The organism is Tabrizicola sp., assembly GCF_041913445.1.
In the GTDB taxonomy this organism is placed as follows: Bacteria; Pseudomonadota; Alphaproteobacteria; order Rhodobacterales; family Rhodobacteraceae; genus Tabrizicola.
Window position 1 is genome coordinate 1 of record NZ_JAYSFG010000004.1, and the last position, 21504, is coordinate 21504.

Consider the following 21504-nt stretch of genomic DNA (forward strand, 5'->3'; position numbering starts at 1 on the left):
GGAGAAGTTGGTGCGGGTCAGGCTGGTGTCGCCCTGGCCACCCTCGTAGGGGACCATGGTGTCTGCGGTGCCGTGGATGATCAGCGCGGGGACCTGGCCTTCGACGCGGATGCGCGATGTGTCCATCGTTCCCGAGACGCCCGCCACGGCGCGGACAAGGCCCGGGTTCTTCGCGGCGAAGGTTTCGGACATGATCGAGCCGTTCGACATGCCGGTCAGGTAGACGCCCGAGCCGTCGACGCCGAAGCGGGTGGCGGCGTCCCGGATGACCTCGCGCAGGAAGGCAATGTCGTCGGTCCCGCGCCGCTGGGCCGAGCCGCAGCAATAGCCCCCGTTCCAGGTCAGGAGCCGGTCATCCCGCCGGCCGGTCCCTGCCGGAAGCGCCACCGCGAAGCCCGCCCGCGTGGCGGCTCGCGCGAAGCCCGAGGCCGAGGCGAACTGGTCGGGATTGCCGCCCCCGCCGTGGAGCGCAAGGATCAGCGGAGCGCCCTTGGGGTTGGCTGGCAACTCGATCCGGTACCAGCGGTCGCCGAGGCGGACGGTCTCGGCAGCGGCGAGCACGGGGAAAAGCGCGATGGAAAGAAGCAGGAGGAACAGGCGCATGGGAACTCCTTTGGCACAGTGACGCCGTCCTTTACGCCGCGCCGCGAGAGTTCCGTCGCGTCAGAGCGGCCCGGGCGCGTAAAGTTCTGCGGCCCGCCGTTCGAAGGCGCGCACGACCCGCAGCATCGCGTCGTTGAAGACGACCCCGATGATCCCCTGCAGGATCGCGTTCCGGAATTCGAAGTCGACGTGAAAATCGACCTCGCAGCCACCGGGAATGTCGCGGAAGGCCCAGTTCGACCGCATGTGGCGGAAGGGGCCGTCGAGGTATTCGGTGTCGATCTTCTTCTGGTCGGCCCAAAGCGTCACGCGGCTGCCGAAGCGTTCGCGGAAGACCTTGAAGCTGATGACGAGATCCGCCTCCATCACCTCACCGCCGCCCGCGATGGGCGTGCGCGACCGGATGCGGGCGGCCGAGTTCCAGGGCAGGAACTTCGGGTAGGATGCGACATCGGCCACCAGATCGTACATCTGTTGGGCGGTGTAGGGCAGGCGCTTGGTCTCGGAATGGGTGGGCATCGCTTCGTCCTTGGCCGACATGTGGCCCGAGGCGCGGCCAAGATCAAGCGGGCGACATGTCACGGCCTAGGCAATTGTGGCTTTCGGCGCTAGGAAGGGGCCGCAACAACCGGAACATCGCTCATGCCCGACCGCCCCCCCGTGCCGACCTATGTGATCGACCAGATGATCAGCGCCAAGTCCATCGCGGCGCGGGTCGAGGCGCTGGCGCGCGAGATCACGACGCATTTCCAGGGCACCGACAAGCTGGTCGTCGTGGGACTGTTGCGCGGGTCCTTCGTCTTCATCGCCGACCTTGTGCGCGAGATCGAGCTGCCGGTGGAGGTGGATTTCCTGGAAGCCTCCAGCTACGGCGACGCGATGCATTCCAGCCGCGAGGTGCGCATCCTGAAGGACCTGCGGGGCGAGATCGCTGGGCGCGACGTGCTGGTGGTCGAGGACATCATCGACACGGGTTTCACCCTGTCCCATGTGTTGCACCTGCTGAAAGCCCGCGAGCCAGCGCGGCTTAAGACCTGCGCGCTTCTGGACAAGCCCTCGCGCCGGGAAGTGCCGGTCAAGGCCGACTGGACCGGCTTCGAGATCCCCGACGAGTTCGTGGTGGGCTACGGCATCGACTTCGCCCAGCGGAACCGCAACCTGCCCTTCATCGGCAAGGTGCGGTTCACGGAAGCCGGATGAACCAGCTTCACTGGCTTCTGCGCGCCAAGCGCTGGGTCCAGAACCCGCCCTCGGCCGGACGCGTGATGCTGGTCTTCGGGGTGATCGCCGCCTGCCTGCTGATCGTCGGGATCGAGCGCCTCGTGGGCTGGCCGGACTGGATGACGGTCGACAGCCTGCGCCAGAAACCGTGATTGGACGCTGGGCGCGGGTCGGCTAGGGTCTCGCGGCCAAGGTCATTTGGAGGGTAAACGATGCGGTTCCTGAGGTGGGTGGTCGTGTTGGGTGTCGTCGGCGCGGGGGCGCTTTACGTGCTCGCCCGGCCCAATCCTCTGTCGGCCGCCGCGGTCGAGAACCTGACCGGCGATGCCACGCGCGGCGAACAGGTGTTCTGGGCCGCAGGCTGCGCCTCCTGCCACATGGCCGACAAGGCCGAGGGCGACGCGCAGCTCGTCCTGTCAGGCGGGCAGCGCTTTCCGTCCGACTTCGGCACCTTCATCGCCCCGAACATCAGCCAGGACCCCGAGCACGGGATCGGCAACTGGTCGCTTCTTGACCTGACGAACGCGCTCATGCGCGGGGTCAGCCCAGAGGGCGAGCACTACTATCCGGCCTTCCCCTATGCCTCTTATGCCAAGATGGAGATGCAGGATGTCGCGGACCTTTACGCCTTCCTGAAGACGCTTCCGGCAGACGCGACGCCAAGCGCACCGCACGAGCTGGGCTTCCCCTTCTCGCGCCGCGAGACGGTGGGCGTGTGGAAACTGCTGTTCCTGTCCGACAACTGGGCGCTGCCGGGGAACCTGACGCCCACCGCCGCGCGCGGGCGCTACATTTCCGAGGCGCTGGCGCATTGCGGCGAATGCCACACCCCGCGCAACATGCTGGGCGGCCTGGACACCGCGCGCTGGCTGGGCGGGGCGCCGAACCCCTCGGGCGAGGGGCGGATTCCGAACATCACGCCCGCCGCCCTTGGCTGGACCGCGCCGGACATCGTGCAGTACCTGACGACGGGCTTTACCCCCGACTATGACAGCGTCGGCGGTCACATGGCCCATGTCGTCGAAAACATGGCCCGCCTGCCGGAAAGCGACCGTCAGGCGGTGGCGGAATACATCCTGGCGGTGCCGAGCGTGCAGTGATCGGGCGGGGCCACTTGGCACCGGATATAGATCCCGCCCCAAGATATTGATGGAAATGACTTTCCACGGTCATGGTTTTGCGGTAACCTGCAAAAAAACAAAGACGAGCAGGACCTACCATGACCCGATTTCTGATCCCCGCGCTGGTCGCGGTTTCCTCGGTTGCGGCTTCCGCGCAGGACGGCAGCGGACTGACCTTCGGCGGCGACGTCAAGCTTGACTACACCGACGTCGGTTCAGGCGTGCTGGCGCTGGATGGCGACGTCGCGGCAAGCTGGCGGTCGGGCGGCGTCCTCGGCTTCGACGCCTCGCTCGATGCGACCTATCTCGATGGCTCTGACTTCACCAATCTCTGGGCCGCGCTGGTCCTGTCCACGGGGGCGGGCGAGTTCGCGGTGGGCGCACCGCGTCCACTGGTCGAGAGCCTGGGCGTGATGCCGCGCTTCTCGACGTCGCGTGTGATTGATCTGGAGAGCATGCCGCTGCGCGGGACCTTTGCGCCCCTGGTCAGTGCCCTCGACAACGGCATGACGCCGGGCGTGACCTGGAAACAGGAGGCTGGCAACCTGACCTTCGGCGCCGGCTACCATCACCTGAACGACCGGAACGTCGACCTTGCGCAGGGCGTGATGCGGTATTCCGCCGGGGCCACATCGCTGTTCATCAACGGCGAATACGCGACCGCCCCGGGCGAGGACGTAACCACCCTGCAGATCGGCGGTCTGCACGACGCAGAGCGCTTCGACCTTGGCGCAGCCTTCACCCGGGTTGATGGCGGCGCCGGGATCAACAGTGTCCGGCTGCATGGCAGCGTCGATGTGATGTCGGCGCTGACCGTTCGGGGCGATGCGCTTCTGATCCAGGATACCAGCGACATCTATTCGGTCTCGGCCACCTATAACCTGGATAGCGGACTTTACGTCGAGGGCGGCGGCACCAAGGTGGTCGGCCAGGACGAGATCCTGGACATCGGCGTCGGCTACAAGTTCTGACGAACAGACAGGGGTCGCCTCGCGCGGCCCCTGCCCTATCCCCGGCCAGCCTGGCGGGCGTCCCGCATCCGCGCGAAGTCATCGCCGGCGTGATAGCTGGACCGGGTCAGCGGCGTGGCCGAGACCATCAGGAACCCCTTGCCCCAGGCGGCCGTCTCATAGGCCTTGAACTCCTCCGGCGTGACGAAGCGGTCGACGCGGTGGTGCTTGGGGGTCGGTTGCAGATACTGGCCGATGGTCAGGAAATCCACGTCGGCCGACCGCATGTCATCCATAACCTGCAGGACGGCCTGCCGCGTTTCGCCCAGGCCCACCATGATGCCCGACTTGGTGAACATCATCGGGTCCAGTTCCTTGACCCGCTGCAGAAGCCGCAAGCTGTGGAAGTAGCGCGCGCCGGGGCGGACCTCATGGTAGAGGCCGGGCACCGTTTCCAGGTTGTGGTTGAAGACATCGGGACGCGCCTCGACCACCTTTTCCAGCGCCGAGGGCGGGCATTTCAGGAAGTCGGGAGTCAGGACCTCGATCGTCGTGCCGGGCGAGCGGTGGCGGATGGCGCGGATCGTCTGGGCAAAGTGCTCGGCCCCGCCATCGTCGAGGTCATCGCGGTCGACGCTGGTGACGACGACGTGGTTCAGGCCAAGCTCGGCCACAGCATGGGCGACGCGGCCCGGCTCGAAGGCGTCAAGCGTCTGGGGCTTGCCGGTTGCGACGTTGCAGAAGGTGCAGCCGCGGGTGCAGATCTCGCCCATGATCATCATGGTGGCGTGGCCCTGGCTCCAGCATTCGCCGACGTTGGGGCAGCCCGCTTCCTCGCAGACGGTGACCAGTTTCTTCTCGCGCAGGATGTCGCGGGTCTGCTTGTAGCCTTCGGACGTGGGCGCCTTCACCCGGATCCAGGCGGGCTTCTTCGGCTGGGCATTGTCGGGGCGGTGCGCCTTTTCGGGGTGGCGCTCTTCGGGAAGCTTGAGGTCGCGCACGTGAAATTCCCCCTGACGACGGACGTACTGTCCAGATAAGGCGATTTCGCGCGCAAGGCAACGCGGCAGGACCGCATTCCCCGCCGTGGCCCGTTGCGCTCCAGTCAAGGCGGGAGGGCTCTTCCCCCGCTGCAGTCAGGAAACACGCGCCGCCTTAACTGTCGATGGCGCGGATCCGGGGCGGGGATACCCCGGAGATGGGGGGCGCGGTTTGCCGCGTCCCCCATTTCTTTGCTGGTTGATGCGGATCAAGGCGCAGGTGTTTCCCTGCGGGCATTTCCGGCCTAACTGATGAGGTCATGATGTCCCCTGCCGAACTTGCGTTTGCCGTTCTGCTTCTGCTGCTGACCCCCGGGCCGACCAATTCTCTGGTTCTGCTGGCGGGGGCCGAGCGGGGCTGGGTGGGGGCGATGCGGCTGATCCCGGCGGAACTTGCGGGCTATTTCCTGACGGTCCTGCCCCTGACGCTGGTGGGGGCTGCGGTCCTGGCGGATCATGACGGCCTGCGGACCGGGGTCACGCTGGCGGCGGCGGCCTGGGTTGCGGTGCTGGCGGTGAAGCTCTGGCAGATGCCCTCGGCGGCGGCCTGTGGCCAGTCGGTCGGAGCAAGATCGCTGTTCGTGACCACCGCGCTGAACCCCAAGGCGCTGATCTTCGGGCTGGTCCTGTTGCCCTCGGACGACCGGCTGGCCCTGAACCTGGCGCTTTTCGCCGGGCTGGTGGTCGGGGTCGCAGCGCTTTGGGCCGCGGTGGGCGCGGTGCTGCACCGGGGCGGGGCGGGCCAGCCGCGCGCGCTTTTCGTGCTGCGGCGGCTGGCCTCGGTCTGGCTGGCGGCGATCTCCGTCCTTCTGATCGCGCGGGGGGTCGGGGCCTAGCCGATCAGCGGGCCCGACTTGCCGTAGGTATCCTCGTAGTGGCGGCGCAGCCGCATCAGCGCGATGCGCAAGACGATCTTGCCCGACCGCGCCGCCCAGCCCATGCGTTTCTCGGCCACCTCCAACCCTTCGAGAAAGCAGCAGCAGCGCAAAGCCACGTCGCCGAGGCCCGGCCCGAGGTCACGCAGTGCCGCCGCCACCCGGCCGCGTGCCGAGGACGGCCCCTCGCCCAACCCGCTGTCCGGCTGAAACGCGCCCCGGTCGCCCCCGGTCAGGAACCGGTCCCAGTTCTGCGCCACGCGGGGGCCCATCTGGGCCAGCTCGAAATCCTCGCGCAGGCGTTCGGCCGCGGCGACGAGTTCGGGTTCCAGAAACGGCTTGCCATCCCGGTCGCGCCGGCGCCCCAGAAGCGCCACCGGGCTTTCCGCAAGGTTGTAGCGCACCCGGCGCGGGCCGCCGTCGTCCATCACCTCGCGCTCGCCCCAGACACGGTGCTGCTCGCCGAAGGGCGTTGCGGCCTCGGCCATCCCCTGGCGGCGCCGGTCCTCTTCGTCCACCATCCGCTTCAGCGCGGCGCGGCCGGCCGAGGTGATCTCGTATGTCGAAACCCGGCCCGGCTTGCGGCAGGTCACCCAGTCCTTCAGCGCAAAGGCATGGGCGACCGAACGCTCCAGCACGGCCGTGCGCAGGCTTTTGCCGTCGGGCAGATCGCGGATCACCACGGCCTTTTCAAGGTCGGGGGCGATCGCCATCACGGCGCCCGGCTCGGCCAACCGGCGCAGGACGCGCATCCCTTCACGCACCAGCGCCTGCTCGTCGCAGATCGCAGGCTGGTCTTCCGGGACGCAATGACGCGTGTGGACGGACATGGGCTGGTCATCCTTTCGGGCTGGGTCATCAGAGGGACGCAGGGCATGGCGCGACAGGGCCGGAAGCGCCTCGTCCATCAGCGGATCCTCGCGCCGGTTCTCGAACCGGCGGACCTGGCGCAGGATGGTCGAGGCATGCAGCCCTTCGCGCCGTGCAAGCTCCCTGAGCGATGTGCCGTCTTCGGTGTGATCGAGGTAGTGACGCACAGCTGCAGGAAGCCAGTCTGGCAGGCTGGCAACGGTCAATTCGGGCAATTCAGTCGTCCTGTCCTTGTCCACCCTGGGCTGCAATACGTCCAGCCTTGGACAATCGCAACCTTGGGTGGAATTGGTTACCTGTTGGTTAAGCTTTCGCTCGGCCTCAACAATTCGATGGAAAACTTAAACTCTTCGGTAACCAGCGAACGCTGCAACCGGGGGTTGCGCAACGCAGGGTTGTGCTGGGGCAGGATGCGCCAAATCCAACGAACGGAGGACCCCGATGAGCGATTGCCGCACCCTGCTTGCCAGCCTGCGCCGGCCCCGGATTCTGATGCGCGCCGCCCGCTTCGGCCTGGCCGAATACCGGCGCGAGCGTGACCTGCGCCGCTATGTGACTGCAACGGCCTCGCCCGAGGATACCGTGTCGTCGCTGATCTCGGTCGAGGCCCGGCTGGAGGCGACGCGCGTTGCGGGCGATGCGGCCTATTCCGTCGCGCGGCACATCGAGGTGCTGATCGCCCTCTTGGCGGAAGCGCAGCTTCTTCGGCGGAACAGCGCCGCTTGACCTAGGGTCAACCCATTGAAAAAGGGGCGGCATCTGCCGCCCCTTTGTCCATTCTGTCCAGCCTTCCTCAGATGAAGGCGTCTGGCATTTCCGACTTGCGACGGGCCACGAAAGCCTCCAGCGCCTCACGGGTGCCGGGGTCCATGTCGGGGGCCTGGTAGTCTGCCAGCTGCTTCTTGACCTTCTCGTTGGCCAGCGCCTGCGTGTCGCGCGACCCTTCTTCGGCCCAGGTCTCGAAGGGTTTGTAGTCCAGAAGGTCCGAGCGCCAGAAGGCCGACTTGAAGTTCGCCTGGGTATGCTGGCAGCCAAGGTAGTGACCGCCCGGACCAACCTCGCGGATCGCGTCCATCGCCTGGCCGTTCAGGTCGACCTGGATGCCCTGCGCCAGGTGGTGGAGCGTCCCAAGCTGGTCCGCGTCCATCACGAATTTTTCATAAGAGCTAACGAGGCCCCCTTCCAGCCAGCCGCAGGCGTGCAGCATGAAGTTCACGCCCGCCAGCAGCGCCATGTTGAGGGAGTTTGCCGTTTCATAGGCGGCCTGGGCGTCCGGCAGCTTCGATCCGCAGAACGACCCGCCCGAACGGTAAGGCAGCCCCAGCCGCCGCACGAGTTGCCCCGCACCATAGGTGATGTGGGCGGCTTCCGGCGTCCCGAAGGTCGGCGCGCCCGAGTTCATGTCGATCGAGGTCACGAAGGCCCCGGCGATCACCGGCGAACCGGGGCGGACCAGCTGCGAATAGCTTACGCCCGCCAGGATCTCGGCCAGCACCTGGGTCAGCGTCCCCGCCACCGTCACCGGCGCCATCGCGCCGCCGACGATGAAGGGCGAGACGATCGAGGCCTGGTTGTTGGCCGCATAGACCTCCAGCGCGCCCATCATGATCCCGTCGAAGACCATCGGCGAGTTGATGTTGATGAGCGAGGTCATCACGGTGTTATTCTGGACGAAGTCCTTGCCGAACAGGATCGAGGCCATGTCGACCGAATCCTGCGCGCGGCTGGGTTCGGTCACGGACCCCATGAACGGCTTGTCCGACAGCGTCATGTGGGCAAGCAGCATGTCGAGGTGGCGCTTGTTCACCGGCACGTCCGTCGGCTCGCACACCGTACCGCCGGAATGGTGCAGCCACTTGGACATGTAGCCGAGCTTCACGAAGTTCTGGAAATCCTCCAGCGTCGCATAACGGCGGCCGCCTTCCAGGTCGCGGACGAAGGGCGGGCCGTAGACCGGCGCCAGCACCAGGTTCCGGCCGCCGACCTCGACGTTCCGCTCGGGGTTCCGGGCATGCTGGGTGTAGGTCTTCGGCGCGGTCGAGATCAGCTTCCGCGCGAGGCCACGGGGAATGTGGACGCGCTCGCCCTGCACATCGGCCCCGGCATCGCGCCAGCGCTGCAGGGCGGCCGGATTTTCCACGAAGTTGACGCCGATCTCTTCCAGCACGGTCTCGGCGTTGTGCTCGATGATCTGGAGCGCTTCCTCGTTCAGGATCTCGAAGTTCGGGATGTTGCGCTGGATGAAGCGCGCGGTCTCGAAGCTGATCGCGGTGCGTTCCGCCCGGCGGCTGGCGCCCCCACCACTGCGCGACCTGCGCCCTGCAACTTCGTTCATGTGTGCCTCCGAGGGATGTTTGCGGCCCTTATGCCGCCAAACCGCCCTGCCCCGCCCGTTGAAACCGTCCAATCCTTTCCAAAACCGACATGGGCCGCGGTCGCAAACGACATCCGCCGTCTTGCGCTTCGCCCCGTCCCGGCCTAATCGGACTCATGAGCCAGACACACGACCGCCTTCTCATCATCGACTTCGGGTCCCAGGTGACGCAGCTGATCGCGCGCCGCCTGCGCGAGCTGAACGTCTACTGCGAAATCCACCCCTACAACCGCATCGACGAGGGCTTCCTGCAGGCCTTCGCCCCGAAGGCGGTGATCTTCTCGGGGGGCCCCGCGTCCGTTTACTGGGAGAACGCCCCGATGCCCCCGAAAGGGGTGTTCGAGATGGGCGTGCCGATCCTGGGGATCTGCTACGGCCAGCAGGTGATGATGCACTGCCTGGGCGGGCATGTCGAAGGCGGGCATGGCACGGCCGAGTTCGGGCGCGCCTTCGTGACGCCGACCGACCTGACGCATCCGATCCTCGCCGGCTGGTTCAGGCCCGCGAGCAGGTGTGGATGAGCCACGGCGACCACGTGTCGAAACTGGCCCCCGGCTTCCAGGTCCTCGGCACCTCGCCCAACGCGCCCTTCGCCATCACGGCGGACCCCAAGCGCCATTTCTACGCCGTCCAGTTCCACCCCGAGGTGCACCACACCCCCAAGGGCGGGAAGCTTTACGAGAATTTCGTCAAGCTTGCGGGCTTCAAGGGCGACTGGACGATGGGCGCCTACCGCGAGGAAGCGATCCGCAAAATCCGCGAGCAGGTGGGCGATGCCAAGGTGATCTGCGGGCTGTCGGGCGGGGTGGATTCGTCCGTGGCCGCCGTGCTGATCCATGAAGCCATCGGCGACCAGCTGACTTGCGTCTTCGTCGACCACGGGTTGTTGCGCCTGGGCGAGGCAGAGCAGGTCGTCAGCATGTTCCGCGACCACTACAACATGCCGCTGATCCATGCCGATGAGAGCGAGCTCTTCCTCGGCGCGCTGGAGGGCGTCTCCGACCCCGAGGTCAAGCGCAAGACCATTGGCAAGCTCTTCATCGACGTGTTCCAGAAGCACGCGAACGCGGTCGGGGGCGCGAAGTTCCTGGCGCAAGGGACGCTTTACCCGGACGTGATCGAAAGCGTGTCCTTCAGCGGCGGCCCCTCGGTCACGATCAAGTCGCACCACAACGTCGGCGGGTTGCCGGAGAAAATGGGCCTGAAGCTCGTCGAACCGCTGCGCGAGCTTTTCAAGGACGAGGTCCGCGCCCTGGGCCGCGAACTTGGCCTGCCGCAAAGCTTCATCGGCCGCCATCCCTTCCCCGGCCCGGGCCTTGCGATCCGCTGTCCGGGCGAGATCTCACGCGAAAAGCTCGACATCCTGCGCCGGGCGGATGCGGTCTACATCGACCAGATCCGCAAGCACGGGCTTTATGACGAGATCTGGCAGGCCTTCGCCGCGATCCTGCCGATGCGGACCGTGGGTGTGATGGGCGACGGGCGGACCTATGACTACGCGCTGGCGCTGCGGGCGGTGACGTCGGTCGACGGGATGACCGCCGACTATTACCCCTTCACCCACGAGTTCCTGGGCGAAACCGCCACCCGGATCATCAACGAGGTCAAGGGCGTCAACCGCGTCTTCTACGACTGCACCTCGAAGCCGCCCGGGACCATCGAGCTGGAGTAGCAGAAAACGCGATGAAGGGCGAAACCAGACGCAAGATCGCGGCCTTCGTCGAGACGATGCCCTTCCTGCGCAAGCGTCCCCGCATCGCCGCGCCGAAGCTGGTCGGCCATTCCGCCTGGGCGGACTACCTGGGGCGCGAGTTCAACCGGCCGGGCGTGAGGGTGCTGGAGATCGGGTCCCGCGTCGTGACGGGCGCCAATCATCGGCACCGGTTCTCGCAGGCGGACTATACCGGCTTCGACTTTTATCCCGGCGAAAACGTCGATGTCGTGGGCGACGCGCATCGGCTGTCAGAGTATTTCCCACAAGGCCAGCAGTTCGACCTCATCTTCTCCTCGGCCGTCTTCGAACATCTGCACATGCCCTGGATCGTCGCCGAAGAGATCACCAAGCTTCTGAAGATCGGCGGCCATGTCTTTGTAGAGACCCATTTTTCCTACATCGCGCACGAGCGGCCGTGGAACTTCTACCAGTTCTCGGACATGGGCCTGCGGGCGCTGTTCAACGACGGGCTGGGCTATGATCTGGTGGACAGCGGGCTGAGCAACCCGATGGCAGGGTTCTTCACTCAGCACGCCGACCGCTACCTGCGCCACCGGCCGGTGGGCGAGCTTTACTGCCACAGCCAGATCCTGTGCCGGAAGCGCGAAGAGGTGACGGGCTTCGACTGGCGGTCGGTCGCGGTCGACAAGGTGGTCGACGGCACGCGCTATCCGCCGCCGGTGGCCCCGGCGGGCTGAGGCAAGGACCGCCACGCGGCCACAGTCGTGCCGGATTTCCGTGCCATCCTGCCCTCGGCAGAAACGGAGGCGCGGTGGAAGATCTTCTGACGGTCCCGGTCGCACTTGCTGTGATGGCCTCGCCGCTTGCCTATTCTGCGGCGCAGGTCTGGGTCCTGATCCGCTTTCCGGGCTGGTGGCGGCTTCTGGGGGCGCTGCCGATCCTCCCGATGGCCTTCGTCCTGGATTACACGGTGGACTCCTACCGGCTCGGCGGCAACCTCTGGCCGCTGGTGCTGATCTTCAGTGCACCCGCGGCGCTGCTTTGGCTGGGCATCGTCTGGGTCCTCATGAGGCTTCTGCGCAGGTCCTAGAGGGGGCCACGCAGTCAGAAGCGCCCATGCATCGCGATTTCGGCCACGGGCTTGCGGCTGCTGGGCTTTTCCCGCGCGGCAAGGTCCTCGGGCAGCGCCTCGGCCGGCCCCTGCTCCCCCACGGCGACGACACAATGCAACGTATGACCCTCGGGCAGGCGGACGGCGGCGGCAAGTTTCTCGCGGTCGAAGCCACCCATCGCATGGGCGAAAAGGCCCATCGTCTGCGCCTGCAGCGCGAGGCTCATCCAGGCCGCGCCGGTGTCGAAACCGGCGGTTCGGTTCGCGACCTCGGCCCCTTCGCGGTTGGTCACCGTGTCCTTCGAGGCCACCACGACCAGGGCCGCCCCCTTCCCCGCCCAGGTCAGATTGTTGCCGGTCAGGCAGGCATGAAGCGCCTCGAAGACCGCCTCGCCACGCCGCGCCCAGACGAACCGCCAGGGTTGGTGGTTCGACGCCGATGGCGCCCAGCGGGCGGCTTCCAGAAGCGACATCACCTCGGCCTCGGACAGCGCACGGTCGGTGAAGGACCGGGGCGACCAGCGCTGAAGGAACTGCGGGGCGACCGGGTGGTCGGACTGGCGAGCGGCGGGCTGATCGAGGCTCATGGCGTTATCCTGTGTGGCGTTCAGGGGGGAGATAGGCCGCCCCACCCCGGCCGGCAACCGCCCCGCCCGCAGCCCGACTGTTTTCCGCTGCACCAAAACCCGCGACAGGCCGTCTGCGCCATGCCATGCTTCCCGCAGTCACGGGAGGGGGTCGCATATGCGGGCAGTGCGGTTGCAGGCAGTGGGCAGGATCGAGCTGGCCGAGGTCCCGGACCCCGTGCCGGCTTTCGGCGAGATCCTGGTCCGGGTCGAGGCCGCGGGGATCTGTGGCACCGACCGACACCTCTACAAGGGCGAGTTTCCCTGCGCCCCGCCGGTGACGCTGGGCCATGAATTCGCCGGCGAAATCGTCGGCTGCGGCCCGGGCGTTGCGCTGGACCTGGGCACGCGGGTTGCCTGCGATCCGAACATCGCCTGTGGGGGATGCGAGCAATGCCTGCGGGGCCGCACCAACCTCTGCCTGCGCAACGTGGCCGTCGGCATCCACCGCGATGGCGGCTTTGCCGACCTGGTCGCCTTTCCGGCCCATCGCGCCGTCCCCGTCCCCGGTCTTCACCCCCACCACGCGGCTTTTGCCGAACCGCTGGCCTGCACGCTTCACGGGGTCGACATGGGCGCCCCGGTGCCGGGCGAGCGGGTGATCGTTCTGGGCGGCGGCGTGATCGGGCTCCTCGCGGTGCAGCTTGCCCGCAATGCCGGCGCCGAGGTCACGCTGGTGACCCGCCATCCCGCCAAGCGCGAGCTTGCGCTGCAGGTTGGCGCGACCCACACCGCGGCGACGGAAGACGAGGCCCGCGCGCTTTTGCCGAAGGGGGCGGACCTGGTCCTGGAATGTGCCGGTGTGGCCGAGACGGTAGAGATGGCGCCGCGCCTGACCCGCTCGGGCGGGCGGGTCGTCGTTTTGGGCGTCCTGCCGCAAGGCGAAACGGTCAGGATCGAGCCTTTCGACCTTCTCTTCCGCGAAATCCAGCTACTGCACAGCTTCATCAACCCGTTCACCCAGACCCGCGCGGCGGCGATGCTGGCCACGGGCCGGGTGAATGTGGCGCCCCTGATCTCGCGGATCATTCCGCTTTCCGAAGCGGCCGCGACGATCGCGAACCCGGCCGCGGCGGGTGAGGTGAAGGTGCTGGTCGTCCCAGGCTAAAGCCCACCATGCGCGCCCTGCACCGCGCCGGCGACGGCGAGGGCTGACAGCGCCAGAAGGATGCGGTGCAGCCGCAGGACCAGGGCGAAGGTGCCCTCGGGGTCGCGCACGGCGCGGGCGTGGAACCAGCGGTGGAGGACCAAGGGCTCAAGCACGAAGAGGACCAGGGTGAAGATCGCCCAGACGGCGACCATCAGGTGAAGCCACCAATACCTGAGGTCGGCAAAGAGCCCCCAGCCATCGGTCGCCCACAGCATCCACAGGCCCGACAGCCCCGCGAGAAGCGTCGACAGCTTGGCCTGACCGCCAAAGCGGCCCTCGAGCGCCTCGAACATCGCGATCCGCTCGCCCGCAGGCAGGGACCGCATCTGCGGCAGGACCACCAGCGTCACCATCGCCACGCCGCCGATCCAATGGACGACGGCCAGCACGTGCAGGACGCGGGCCAACACATATCCATCCATTCCGGCACCTCCTGCCACCACCCTGCCAAGTCCCGGACGACCGCGCTTTGCCCCAAGTCAAGCTCTGGACATTCCCCTTCCGGACGGCAAGGCTCGCCGCATGACCCACCGCCCCCTCGCCGCCGCGCTCTGGATGATCGGAGCCATCGCCGCCTTCACCGCAATGGCCATCGCCACCCGCCAGATCAACGGGGTGCATGACACGTTCGAGATCCTGGCCTACCGCTCGATGATCGGCTGGGTACTGGTTGTGGCGCTGGCGTTGGCAGCCCGCAGGCTGACGGATGTGCGCACCGACCGGCTGCCAAGCCACGTCGTCCGCAACATCTTCCATTTCACCGGCCAGTCGCTGTGGTTCTGGGCGATCACCATGATCCCCCTCGCGCAGGTCTTCGCGCTGGAGTTCACCTCGCCGATCTGGGTGATCCTTCTGTCGCCGATCTTCCTGGGAGAGCGTCTGACCCGCCGCAAGCTTGTCGCCGCGGCGCTTGGCTTTGCCGGGGTCCTGATCGTCGCCCGCCCCGACTTCGGCCATGTGGAACCAGGGGTCCTGGCCGCCGCAGCCGCCGCCTTTTTCTTCGCCTCCACGAACCTGATGACCAAGGCGCTGACCAGGGGGGAGCCGATCCTGTCCATCCTCTTCTGGCTGACGCTCATGCAGGCCGTCTTCGGCACGGTGGCGATGACCCTGTTCGGGACGGTGACCCTGCCGACACTGGCCACCCTGCCCTGGCTGATGCTGATCGGCATCGCCGGGATCACCGCGCATTTCTCGCTGACCACGGCGCTTTCGCTGGCCCCCGCCAGCACGGTGGTCCCCGTCGACTTCGCCCGCCTGCCGATCATCGCCGTCGTGGGTGCCCTCTTCTACGCCGAACCGATCCAGCCGAGCCTCTTCATCGGGGCCGCACTGATCTTCCTCGGCATCTGGATCACGCTCCGTGGGGCAGCCGCGCCACAGGTCCCCCCCGTCACCAAACCGTGACGTGGCGTCATTGATTGACCCAAAATGTCGCAGGGCATAGCCTGCAGACAGGGGGAGTTCCCGGGTCGGGAATTCAATTCAGGGATGAGTACCATGAAACATCTTGCACTGGTCACCGCAGGCATGCTCGCCGCCACCAGCGGGGCATATGCCGGCGGCGTGGAACGCTCGGCCCAGTCCGTTGCCATCCTGTTCGAACAGGGTCGCTACGTCGAACTGAGCTTCGGCCACTTCTCGCCGGACGTCAGCGGCACGGTCGGCGGGGGTGCCGTCTCGTCTGGCAACATGGCTCCGAGCTACAACAGCTGGAGCCTTGGCTACAAGATGGACATCGGCGAGGCGCTGGACTTCGCGATGATCATCGACGAACCGATCGGGGCCGATGTCGCCTACCCTGGAGCCCTGGGGCTGGGTAGCTATCCGCTCGCCGGATCGACGGCCGACCTGCGCTCTTCGGCGGTGACGGGCATCCTGCGCTACAAGTTCGAAAACAACGTCTCGGTCATCGGCGGCCTGCGCTATGAGACCGTGAAGGGCGACGTGGCCCTGAGCAGCGGCTACCGGATGAGCACCAACTACGATTCAGAGATTGGCTATCTGGTCGGCATCGCCTGGGAAAAGCCCGAGATCGCGGCGCGCGTGGCCCTGACCTACAATTCCGCAATCACCCACAACCTGGAATCGCTCGAGCAAGGTGTCGTGCCCGGGACCTTCGAGACCGAGGTCCCGCAGTCTCTCAACCTGGAATTCCAGACGGGCATCGCCAAGGACACGCTGCTGTTCGGTTCGGTCCGCTGGGTGGACTGGAGCGCATTCGTCATCGACCCGCCGAACTACCCGCTGCCGATCCCGCTGGTGAGCTACCCCGAGGACCGGATCACCTACAACCTCGGCATCGGCCGTCGCTTCAACGAGACCTGGTCGGGCGCCGTGACGCTCGGCTATGAACCCTCGGACGGCCAGATCACCGGCAACCTCGGGCCTACGGACGGTTTCAAGAGCATCGGTTTGGCGGCGACCTACACGATGGACAATCTGAAGATCACCGGCGGCGTCCGTTACGTGGACATCGGCGATGCAACGACCAACGTCGTCGGCGGCAGCTTCACCGACAACTCGGGCGTCGGCGTCGGTATCCGGATCGGCTATACGTTCTAAGGCCCCTGACCGACCATCAACCGAACCCCGCCCAACCGGGCGGGGTTTTTCGTTGTGAACCGTCCTTCGCCCCGCTAACAGATGCGGCCAGATGAGGTGACGCGATGATCTACCGCTCTGGTTCCGACTACCTGAAGGCCCCTCGCAAACGGGTCATGCTGTTCGGCATGTCGGGGTTGGGCAAGACCTACCTGTCGAACCTCCTGCGCGACCGGGGCGACTGGTTCCACTACTCGGTCGATTACAGGATCGGCACGCGCTACATGGGCGAATACATCGCCGACAACTTCAAGCGCGAGGCGATGAAGGTCCCCCTCCTGCGCGAGCTTCTGATGACCGACAGCGTCTACATCGCGTCGAACATCACCTTCGACAACCTCGCGCCGCTCTCCACCTACCTCGGCAAACCCGGGGACCCGGCCAAGGGCGGCGTCCCCTTCGCCGAATACATGAAGCGCCAGGAACAGCATCGCCAGGCCGAGATCGCCGCCACGCTCGACACCGCGCGGTTCATGGAGCGGGCCGAAGAGATCTACGGCTACCCGAACTTCGTCTGCGACACCTCCGGCTCGATCTGCGAGGTGGTCGAGGCTTCGGACCCCGCCGACCCCGTGATGAAGCAGCTGTCCGAGACGCTTCTCCTCGTCTGGATCAAGGGCTCCGACGCCCATACGGCGGAACTGATCCGCCGCTTCGACCGCGCGCCAAAGCCGATGTACTACCAGCCGCATTTCCTTCACGCGGCGTGGGAAGAATACCGAGCAACCCATTCCGTGACCGAGGAAACCTGCGATCCCGACCACTTCGTGCGCTGGACCTATGCCCGCGCCCTGGCCCACCGCCAGCCGCGCTATGCGGCGATGGCCCGCTGGGGCGTGACGGTGACCGCCGAGGAAGTCGGCGACGTCGCCAGCGCCCAGGACTTCGACGCCCTCATGGCCCGCGCCATCGACCGGGCCTGACGGGGCCTGACCTTGCAACCAGAACGATAACCGCCTAGCTCTTCCCCTTCCGAAGACCCAAGGACCCGACCCATGCCCATCACGCTTCCTGAAACCCTGCCCGCCTATGACGTGCTGCGGTCAGAGGGCGTCATGGTCATGTCCCCCGACCGCGCCGCGCATCAGGACATCCGGCCCTTGCGGATCGGGCTCCTCAACCTGATGCCGAAGAAGATCCAGACGGAAAACCAGTTCGCCCGGCTGATCGGGGCGACGCCGCTGCAGATCGACCTGCACCTGATCCGGATGACGTCGCACGAGACGAAGAACACCGCCGCCGAGCACATGGCGACCTTCTACCGCCCCTTCCAAGCGGTGAAGGGCGAGAAGTTCGACGGCCTCATCATCACCGGCGCGCCCATCGAGCACCTGCCCTTCGAAGAGGTCACCTATTGGGACGAGCTCTGCGAGGTGATGGACTGGACCCAGACCAACGTGCAGTCCACCTTCGGCGTCTGCTGGGGCGGGATGGCGATGATCAACCATTTCCACGGCGTGAAGAAGCACATGCTGGACCACAAGGCCTTCGGCTGCTTCCGCCACCAGAACCTTGCGCCGACCTCTCCCTATCTGCGCGGCTTTTCGGATGATTTCGTCATTCCGGTCAGCCGCTGGACCGAGATGAAACAGGCCGAGATCGACGCGGCCCCTGGCCTGAAGACCCTTCTCGGGTCGGATGAGGTCGGCCCCTGCCTGGTCGAAGATGCCGCCCACCGTGCGCTCTACATCTTCAACCATTTCGAATACGACAGTGACACGCTGAAGCAGGAATACGACCGCGACGTGGCCAACGGCACGCCGATCAATGTGCCCTTGAACTACTATCCCGATGACAATCCGGCGAAGCCTCCGCTGAACCGCTGGAGAAGCCACGCCCACCTTCTATATGGCAACTGGATCAACGAGATTTACCAGTCCACGCCATATGACATCGAAGAGATTGGTCGCTAGCGTCCTCATCGCCCTTGCCACGCTCGCCGGTGTTACCCACTGGCGGGCCTCGGCCCGTGAAAGCGCCGCCGAGGCCGCCTTTCCGGCCAGCGGGGACTTCGTGACGGTCGACGGCAAACGCCTGCATTACGAGATGAAGGGCGAAGGCCCGGATCTGGTGCTGATCCACGGCGCCTCGGGCAGCTTGCGGGACATGACCTTCTCCCTGCGCGACCGGCTGGCTGATCGCTACCGCGTGATCGCCGTCGACCGTCCCGGCCTTGGGCACTCCGACGCGCTGGATGACACCAGCCTTATGGCCCAGGCCCGTTTCATCAAGGAAGGCGTCGCGCAGCTGGGCGTGACCGAGCCCATCGTCCTTGGCCAAAGCTACGGCGGCGCGGTGGCGCTTGCCTGGGCGCTGGACGGCGGCCCGCGGGCGTTGGTCCTCGTTTCCAGCGCGTCTATGCCCTGGCCGGGCAAGCTTGACATCTGGTACCGCGCCACGTCGAACCCCGTCGGCCGCGCGCTGGTGGTCCCCCTCGCATCGGCCTTCGTGCCCGACAGTTACGTGCGCTCGGCCATCGACGCGGTCTTTGCCCCGGACCCGGTCCCGGAAGGCTATGACAACTTCCTCGGCACGGCCTTGACCCTCCGCCGCGAGACGCTGGCGACCAACGTGACACAGGTGAACACGCTCCGCGCCGAGCTGGTGACGATGGAACCGCGCTACCCCTCGCTGACCCTGCCGGTCGAACTGGTCCACGGCAGCGCCGATACCATCGTGCCGCTGCAGATCCATTCGCAACCCTTGTCGCAGCTTCTCCCCAACGCGGTGCTCACCGTGATCCCCGGCGCGGGCCACATGCCGCACCATTCGCACCAGGACCAGGTCATCGCCGCCATCGACCGCGCCGCATTGCGCTAGGGCCGGCAATCGCCATACTGGCCGCAATGTAAGGAGGATTCAGATGCCCCTACCCTTCGACGGCGCGATCAGCCGCTACTTCCGCGAAGGCGCCCCGAAAGAGGTGCGCAAGGCCATCGAGAAGGCCGGGAAGGACGACATCCTCAACCAGTCCTACCCCTACCGGGAAGAGATGAAGGGCAAGGAGTACGACGCCCGGATGGAGGCCCTGCAGATCGAGCTGGCCAAGATGCAGGCCGGGATGCGGGCCAGCGGAAAGCGGCTGGTGGTGGTCTTCGAGGGCCGCGATGCCGCGGGCAAGGGCGGTACGATCAAGGCGGTGACCGAGAACCTGAACCCCCGCCAAGCCTATGTGGTGGCGCTGTCGAAGCCCACGGAGCGGGAGAGCCAGCAATGGTACTTCCAGCGCTATGTCGACTGGTTCCCGGCCAAGGGCGAGATCGCGCTCTACGACCGCAGCTGGTACAACCGCGCGATGATCGAGCATGTCTTCGGCTTCTGCACGCCGGACCAGCGGGCGAAGTTCTTCCGGCAGCTCCCCGAGTTCGAACAGATGATCGTCGACGAGGGGATCATCTTCCTGAAGATCTGGCTGGAGGTCGGTCGGGCAGAGCAGCTGAAGCGCTTCCTCGACCGCGAGGGGGACCTGTTGAAGCAGTGGAAGCTTTCCCAGATCGACATCGACGGGCTGGCAAAGTGGGACGACTACTGCGCTGCCATCGACGAGACGATGGAGAAGACCCACTTCAAATACGCGCCCTGGACGGTGATCCTGTCCGATGACAAGAAACGCGCGCGGATCGCGGCGATCCAGACGATCCTGTCGGCGGTGGACTATGCCGGGAAGGATGCGGGTGCCATCGGCAAGGTCGACGACAAGGTCTGCGGCGGGCCGAAGCTTCGGGGATGAAGCGGGGGTATCACCACGGCAACCTCCGGCAGGCGCTGGTCGAGGCGGCACTGTCGCTGATCGCGGAGAAGGGGCCGCAGGGCTTCACTCTGTCCGAGGCGGCGAAGGCGGCGGATGTGACCCCCGCCGCCGTCTACCGCCACTTCGCGGGGCGGGATGACCTGCTGGCCGAGGTCGCGCGGCAGGGGTTCGACATCTTCGCGGCTCTGCTGGAGTATGCCTACGACGAGGGCCGGCCCTCGCCGCTGGCGGCCTTCGAGGCGACGGGGCGGGCTTACCTGGCCTTTGCCCGGAAGTATCCCGGCCACTACCAGGCGATGTTTGAAAGCGGCCTGCAGCCCGGGAAGCATCCGGACCTCGCCTCGGTCGCCGGCAAGGCAAGGGCAACGATGGATCGGGCGGCGGAGGGGCTGGTCAGGGGATTGCCGGAGGGGCGGCGGCCTCCCGCATCGATGGTCTCGGCCCATGTCTGGGCGGTCAGCCACGGGGTGGTGGAGCTGTTCCTGCGGGGCAACGGAGGGGTGCAGCCCTGGCCGCCGGAGGACCTTCTGGAGACCGGGATCGGGATCTATCTGCGGGGGTTGGGGCTTCTTTCGCCGGACCGGTGAGAAAAGTGTCCACGGTGGACAAATGCCGGGACTTCTTTCCGATCAATGGCTTGGCCGCGGACGTTAAGGATCTAGCAACCTTTGGAAATGTCGGCTTCCCCCTCACCCTGACCCTCTCCCCCGGGGGGAGAGGGAAAGCCTGGCGACGCCGGTTCGCTTGTCCTTACAGGTCAGGAATTCGTCCGGTGACTCATCGACAGGGGTCGGCGACACTGAAAGCAGGACGCGCTTCAGAAGGGACTGACTGGATCATGCCACGTCGTATAGCTGCCGCTTCCACCGCGCTTCTGGCGAGTGCTGGCATCGCTCTGGCCTGCGGCGGTGCGCCGATCTGCACGGTGGCGGACCCGACGGGAACGCCCTTGAACATCCGGCTGTCGCCGAACGGGCCTGTCGTGGGCTCGGCGAAGAACGGGACAGAGTTGATGTTCGTCGAACACCGCGAGGTGGACGGCAAGCTTTGGGCGCTGGTCGAGCGGTTCCACGAAGGCGAGATGGTCACCGATTTCGACGGGGCCTGGGTCTTTGCTGACTACCTGGACTGCGCGGACGGGGCGGCGGCCCTGCCCGAAGAGGCGTTTTCCACGGATGCCGAGCCCGTGTCCTGCACAGTGTCCGATCCGACCGACACGCCGCTGAACGCCCGCATGGACCCCGGCGGCGAGATCTTTGCCACCCTGCGCGACGGCACCGTCGTCAAGGCGCTGGCGCGGCGGATGCATGAGGGCAAACCCTGGCTTTATGTCGAGAAATGGTCAGGCGACAACGCGGTCGGCTGGGTCTTCGACGCCTACATGTCCTGCGCCGAGGAAGAGAGCCACTGAGGCGGGCGGAGTTTTCGAAAACTCCGGGCCGGCCGCGGGGATGGCGCGGGTGCGAGTTGGTCGAAGATATGGGTCCCGTGTCGGGACCCCGCCAACCCGGACGGGCGGCCCGGGCGCCGGCC

General features: G+C 66.4%; 24 protein-coding genes and 1 pseudogene. 18 read left to right on the plus strand and 7 right to left on the minus strand.

Features of this window, described 5'->3' with window-relative positions; all coding sequences use genetic code 11:
- Both ACE3Q6_RS05975 and ACE3Q6_RS05980 read right to left on the minus strand, forming a co-directional pair.
- Positions 1-603: PHB depolymerase family esterase (locus ACE3Q6_RS05975; RefSeq protein ID WP_374429700.1), on the minus strand; the 603-nt coding region annotated here is incomplete at its 3' end.
- 60 nt (positions 604-663) lie between these two features.
- On the minus strand, positions 664-1122 hold the full coding sequence (locus ACE3Q6_RS05980; protein WP_374430405.1) for a type II toxin-antitoxin system RatA family toxin: 459 nt from the start codon (positions 1120-1122) through the stop codon (positions 664-666).
- Between the two features lie 123 nt (positions 1123-1245).
- Here ACE3Q6_RS05980 and hpt point away from each other — a divergent pair, with 123 nt between their 5' ends.
- From hpt to ACE3Q6_RS06000, 4 genes are all read left to right on the plus strand, one after another.
- Positions 1246-1803 (plus strand): hypoxanthine phosphoribosyltransferase, encoded by a 558-nt coding sequence (gene hpt, locus ACE3Q6_RS05985; RefSeq protein ID WP_374429702.1) that lies wholly within the window; start codon positions 1246-1248, stop codon positions 1801-1803.
- Positions 1800-1976, plus strand: coding sequence for a hypothetical protein (locus ACE3Q6_RS05990; RefSeq protein ID WP_374429704.1), 177 nt, complete (start codon positions 1800-1802; stop codon positions 1974-1976). The genes hpt and ACE3Q6_RS05990 overlap by 4 nt, the downstream gene beginning before the upstream one ends.
- Positions 1977-2036: 60 nt before the next feature.
- Positions 2037-2924 carry a cytochrome c gene (locus ACE3Q6_RS05995; RefSeq protein ID WP_374429706.1) on the plus strand — a complete coding sequence of 296 codons (888 nt, stop codon included), beginning with the start codon at positions 2037-2039 and terminating at the stop codon, positions 2922-2924.
- A gap of 119 nt (positions 2925-3043) precedes the next feature.
- Positions 3044-3916 carry a hypothetical protein gene (locus tag ACE3Q6_RS06000; RefSeq protein ID WP_374429708.1) on the plus strand — a complete coding sequence of 291 codons (873 nt, stop codon included), beginning with the start codon at positions 3044-3046 and terminating at the stop codon, positions 3914-3916.
- A 35-nt stretch (positions 3917-3951) separates the two neighbouring features.
- Here ACE3Q6_RS06000 and lipA read toward each other — a convergent pair whose 3' ends face one another.
- Positions 3952-4896 (minus strand): lipoyl synthase, encoded by a 945-nt coding sequence (gene lipA, locus ACE3Q6_RS06005; protein WP_374429710.1) that lies wholly within the window; start codon positions 4894-4896, stop codon positions 3952-3954.
- 302 nt (positions 4897-5198) lie between these two features.
- Between lipA and ACE3Q6_RS06010 the strand changes: the two genes are divergently transcribed.
- Positions 5199-5771 carry a hypothetical protein gene (locus ACE3Q6_RS06010; protein ID WP_374429712.1) on the plus strand — a complete coding sequence of 191 codons (573 nt, stop codon included), beginning with the start codon at positions 5199-5201 and terminating at the stop codon, positions 5769-5771.
- On the opposite strand, the gene ACE3Q6_RS06015 is transcribed toward ACE3Q6_RS06010, so the two are convergent.
- Positions 5768-6895: a DUF6456 domain-containing protein gene (locus tag ACE3Q6_RS06015; protein WP_374429714.1), complete on the minus strand. Its 1128-nt coding sequence runs from the start codon at positions 6893-6895 to the stop codon at positions 5768-5770. The two genes, ACE3Q6_RS06010 and ACE3Q6_RS06015, sit on opposite strands and share 4 nt — an antisense overlap.
- Positions 6896-7121: 226 nt before the next feature.
- Here ACE3Q6_RS06015 and ACE3Q6_RS06020 point away from each other — a divergent pair, with 226 nt between their 5' ends.
- The gene (locus ACE3Q6_RS06020; RefSeq protein ID WP_374429716.1) at positions 7122-7406 is read left to right on the plus strand and encodes a DUF6477 family protein; all 285 of its coding nucleotides are present in this window, start codon (positions 7122-7124) and stop codon (positions 7404-7406) included.
- Positions 7407-7473: 67 nt separating this feature from the next.
- On the opposite strand, the gene ACE3Q6_RS06025 is transcribed toward ACE3Q6_RS06020, so the two are convergent.
- Positions 7474-9015: a trimethylamine methyltransferase family protein gene (locus tag ACE3Q6_RS06025; RefSeq protein WP_374429718.1), complete on the minus strand. Its 1542-nt coding sequence runs from the start codon at positions 9013-9015 to the stop codon at positions 7474-7476.
- Positions 9016-9170: 155 nt separating this feature from the next.
- Here ACE3Q6_RS06025 and guaA point away from each other — a divergent pair.
- From guaA to ACE3Q6_RS06040, 3 genes and pseudogenes are all read left to right on the plus strand, one after another.
- Positions 9171-10726, plus strand: a pseudogene (guaA, locus tag ACE3Q6_RS06030) (glutamine-hydrolyzing GMP synthase).
- An 11-nt stretch (positions 10727-10737) separates the two neighbouring features.
- Complete coding sequence (locus tag ACE3Q6_RS06035; protein WP_374429720.1) at positions 10738-11466, plus strand: class I SAM-dependent methyltransferase; 729 nt, start codon at positions 10738-10740, stop codon at positions 11464-11466.
- A gap of 74 nt (positions 11467-11540) precedes the next feature.
- Positions 11541-11819 (plus strand): hypothetical protein, encoded by a 279-nt coding sequence (locus ACE3Q6_RS06040; RefSeq protein ID WP_374429722.1) that lies wholly within the window; start codon positions 11541-11543, stop codon positions 11817-11819.
- 14 nt (positions 11820-11833) lie between these two features.
- Here ACE3Q6_RS06040 and ACE3Q6_RS06045 read toward each other — a convergent pair whose 3' ends face one another.
- Complete coding sequence (locus ACE3Q6_RS06045; RefSeq protein WP_374429724.1) at positions 11834-12427, minus strand: nitroreductase family protein; 594 nt, start codon at positions 12425-12427, stop codon at positions 11834-11836.
- Between the two features lie 157 nt (positions 12428-12584).
- Between ACE3Q6_RS06045 and ACE3Q6_RS06050 the strand changes: the two genes are divergently transcribed.
- Positions 12585-13574: a zinc-dependent alcohol dehydrogenase family protein gene (locus ACE3Q6_RS06050; RefSeq protein ID WP_374429726.1), complete on the plus strand. Its 990-nt coding sequence runs from the start codon at positions 12585-12587 to the stop codon at positions 13572-13574.
- Here ACE3Q6_RS06050 and ACE3Q6_RS06055 read toward each other — a convergent pair.
- Positions 13571-14038, minus strand: coding sequence for a hypothetical protein (locus tag ACE3Q6_RS06055; protein WP_374429728.1), 468 nt, complete (start codon positions 14036-14038; stop codon positions 13571-13573). The genes ACE3Q6_RS06050 and ACE3Q6_RS06055 overlap by 4 nt on opposite strands.
- Before the next feature lie 100 nt (positions 14039-14138).
- On the opposite strand from ACE3Q6_RS06055, the gene ACE3Q6_RS06060 reads away from it, so the two are divergent.
- From ACE3Q6_RS06060 to ACE3Q6_RS06095, 8 genes are all read left to right on the plus strand, one after another.
- Complete coding sequence (locus ACE3Q6_RS06060) at positions 14139-15023, plus strand: DMT family transporter (RefSeq protein WP_374429730.1); 885 nt, start codon at positions 14139-14141, stop codon at positions 15021-15023.
- 93 nt (positions 15024-15116) lie between these two features.
- The gene (locus ACE3Q6_RS06065; protein WP_374429732.1) at positions 15117-16181 is read left to right on the plus strand and encodes a hypothetical protein; all 1065 of its coding nucleotides are present in this window, start codon (positions 15117-15119) and stop codon (positions 16179-16181) included.
- A 104-nt stretch (positions 16182-16285) separates the two neighbouring features.
- A complete protein-coding gene (locus ACE3Q6_RS06070) occupies positions 16286-17143 on the plus strand; it encodes an ATPase (RefSeq protein WP_374429734.1) in 858 nt (285 codons plus the stop codon).
- A 72-nt stretch (positions 17144-17215) separates the two neighbouring features.
- Positions 17216-18133, plus strand: coding sequence for a homoserine O-succinyltransferase (gene metA, locus ACE3Q6_RS06075; protein WP_374429736.1), 918 nt, complete (start codon positions 17216-17218; stop codon positions 18131-18133).
- The gene (locus ACE3Q6_RS06080) at positions 18123-19040 is read left to right on the plus strand and encodes an alpha/beta fold hydrolase (protein WP_374429738.1); all 918 of its coding nucleotides are present in this window, start codon (positions 18123-18125) and stop codon (positions 19038-19040) included. Before metA ends, ACE3Q6_RS06080 begins: the two co-directional genes overlap by 11 nt.
- A gap of 43 nt (positions 19041-19083) precedes the next feature.
- Positions 19084-19950: a polyphosphate kinase 2 gene (gene ppk2, locus ACE3Q6_RS06085; RefSeq protein ID WP_374429740.1), complete on the plus strand. Its 867-nt coding sequence runs from the start codon at positions 19084-19086 to the stop codon at positions 19948-19950.
- The gene (locus ACE3Q6_RS06090; protein ID WP_374429743.1) at positions 19947-20558 is read left to right on the plus strand and encodes a TetR/AcrR family transcriptional regulator; all 612 of its coding nucleotides are present in this window, start codon (positions 19947-19949) and stop codon (positions 20556-20558) included. The genes ppk2 and ACE3Q6_RS06090 overlap by 4 nt, the downstream gene beginning before the upstream one ends.
- A 251-nt stretch (positions 20559-20809) precedes the next feature.
- Complete coding sequence (locus ACE3Q6_RS06095; protein WP_374429745.1) at positions 20810-21382, plus strand: hypothetical protein; 573 nt, start codon at positions 20810-20812, stop codon at positions 21380-21382.
- Positions 21383-21504 lie beyond the last annotated feature (122 nt).

Coding starts and splice junctions, on each gene's coding strand:
- ACE3Q6_RS06035 (WP_374429720.1), top strand. CDS start 10,738: ATGAAGGGCGAAACCAGACGCAAGATCGCGGCCTTCGTCGAGACGATG.
- ACE3Q6_RS06020 (WP_374429716.1), top strand. CDS start 7,122: ATGAGCGATTGCCGCACCCTGCTTGCCAGCCTGCGCCGGCCCCGGATT.
- ACE3Q6_RS06065 (WP_374429732.1), top strand. CDS start 15,117: ATGAAACATCTTGCACTGGTCACCGCAGGCATGCTCGCCGCCACCAGC.
- ppk2 (WP_374429740.1), top strand. CDS start 19,084: ATGCCCCTACCCTTCGACGGCGCGATCAGCCGCTACTTCCGCGAAGGC.
- ACE3Q6_RS06010 (WP_374429712.1), top strand. CDS start 5,199: ATGTCCCCTGCCGAACTTGCGTTTGCCGTTCTGCTTCTGCTGCTGACC.
- ACE3Q6_RS05995 (WP_374429706.1), top strand. CDS start 2,037: ATGCGGTTCCTGAGGTGGGTGGTCGTGTTGGGTGTCGTCGGCGCGGGG.
- ACE3Q6_RS06050 (WP_374429726.1), top strand. CDS start 12,585: ATGCGGGCAGTGCGGTTGCAGGCAGTGGGCAGGATCGAGCTGGCCGAG.
- metA (WP_374429736.1), top strand. CDS start 17,216: ATGCCCATCACGCTTCCTGAAACCCTGCCCGCCTATGACGTGCTGCGG.
- hpt (WP_374429702.1), top strand. CDS start 1,246: ATGCCCGACCGCCCCCCCGTGCCGACCTATGTGATCGACCAGATGATC.
- ACE3Q6_RS05980 (WP_374430405.1), bottom strand. CDS start 1,122: ATGCCCACCCATTCCGAGACCAAGCGCCTGCCCTACACCGCCCAACAG.
- ACE3Q6_RS06060 (WP_374429730.1), top strand. CDS start 14,139: ATGACCCACCGCCCCCTCGCCGCCGCGCTCTGGATGATCGGAGCCATC.
- ACE3Q6_RS05990 (WP_374429704.1), top strand. CDS start 1,800: ATGAACCAGCTTCACTGGCTTCTGCGCGCCAAGCGCTGGGTCCAGAAC.
- ACE3Q6_RS06070 (WP_374429734.1), top strand. CDS start 16,286: ATGATCTACCGCTCTGGTTCCGACTACCTGAAGGCCCCTCGCAAACGG.
- ACE3Q6_RS06000 (WP_374429708.1), top strand. CDS start 3,044: ATGACCCGATTTCTGATCCCCGCGCTGGTCGCGGTTTCCTCGGTTGCG.
- ACE3Q6_RS06055 (WP_374429728.1), bottom strand. CDS start 14,038: ATGGATGGATATGTGTTGGCCCGCGTCCTGCACGTGCTGGCCGTCGTC.
- ACE3Q6_RS06025 (WP_374429718.1), bottom strand. CDS start 9,015: ATGAACGAAGTTGCAGGGCGCAGGTCGCGCAGTGGTGGGGGCGCCAGC.
- ACE3Q6_RS06045 (WP_374429724.1), bottom strand. CDS start 12,427: ATGAGCCTCGATCAGCCCGCCGCTCGCCAGTCCGACCACCCGGTCGCC.
- ACE3Q6_RS06090 (WP_374429743.1), top strand. CDS start 19,947: ATGAAGCGGGGGTATCACCACGGCAACCTCCGGCAGGCGCTGGTCGAG.
- ACE3Q6_RS06095 (WP_374429745.1), top strand. CDS start 20,810: ATGCCACGTCGTATAGCTGCCGCTTCCACCGCGCTTCTGGCGAGTGCT.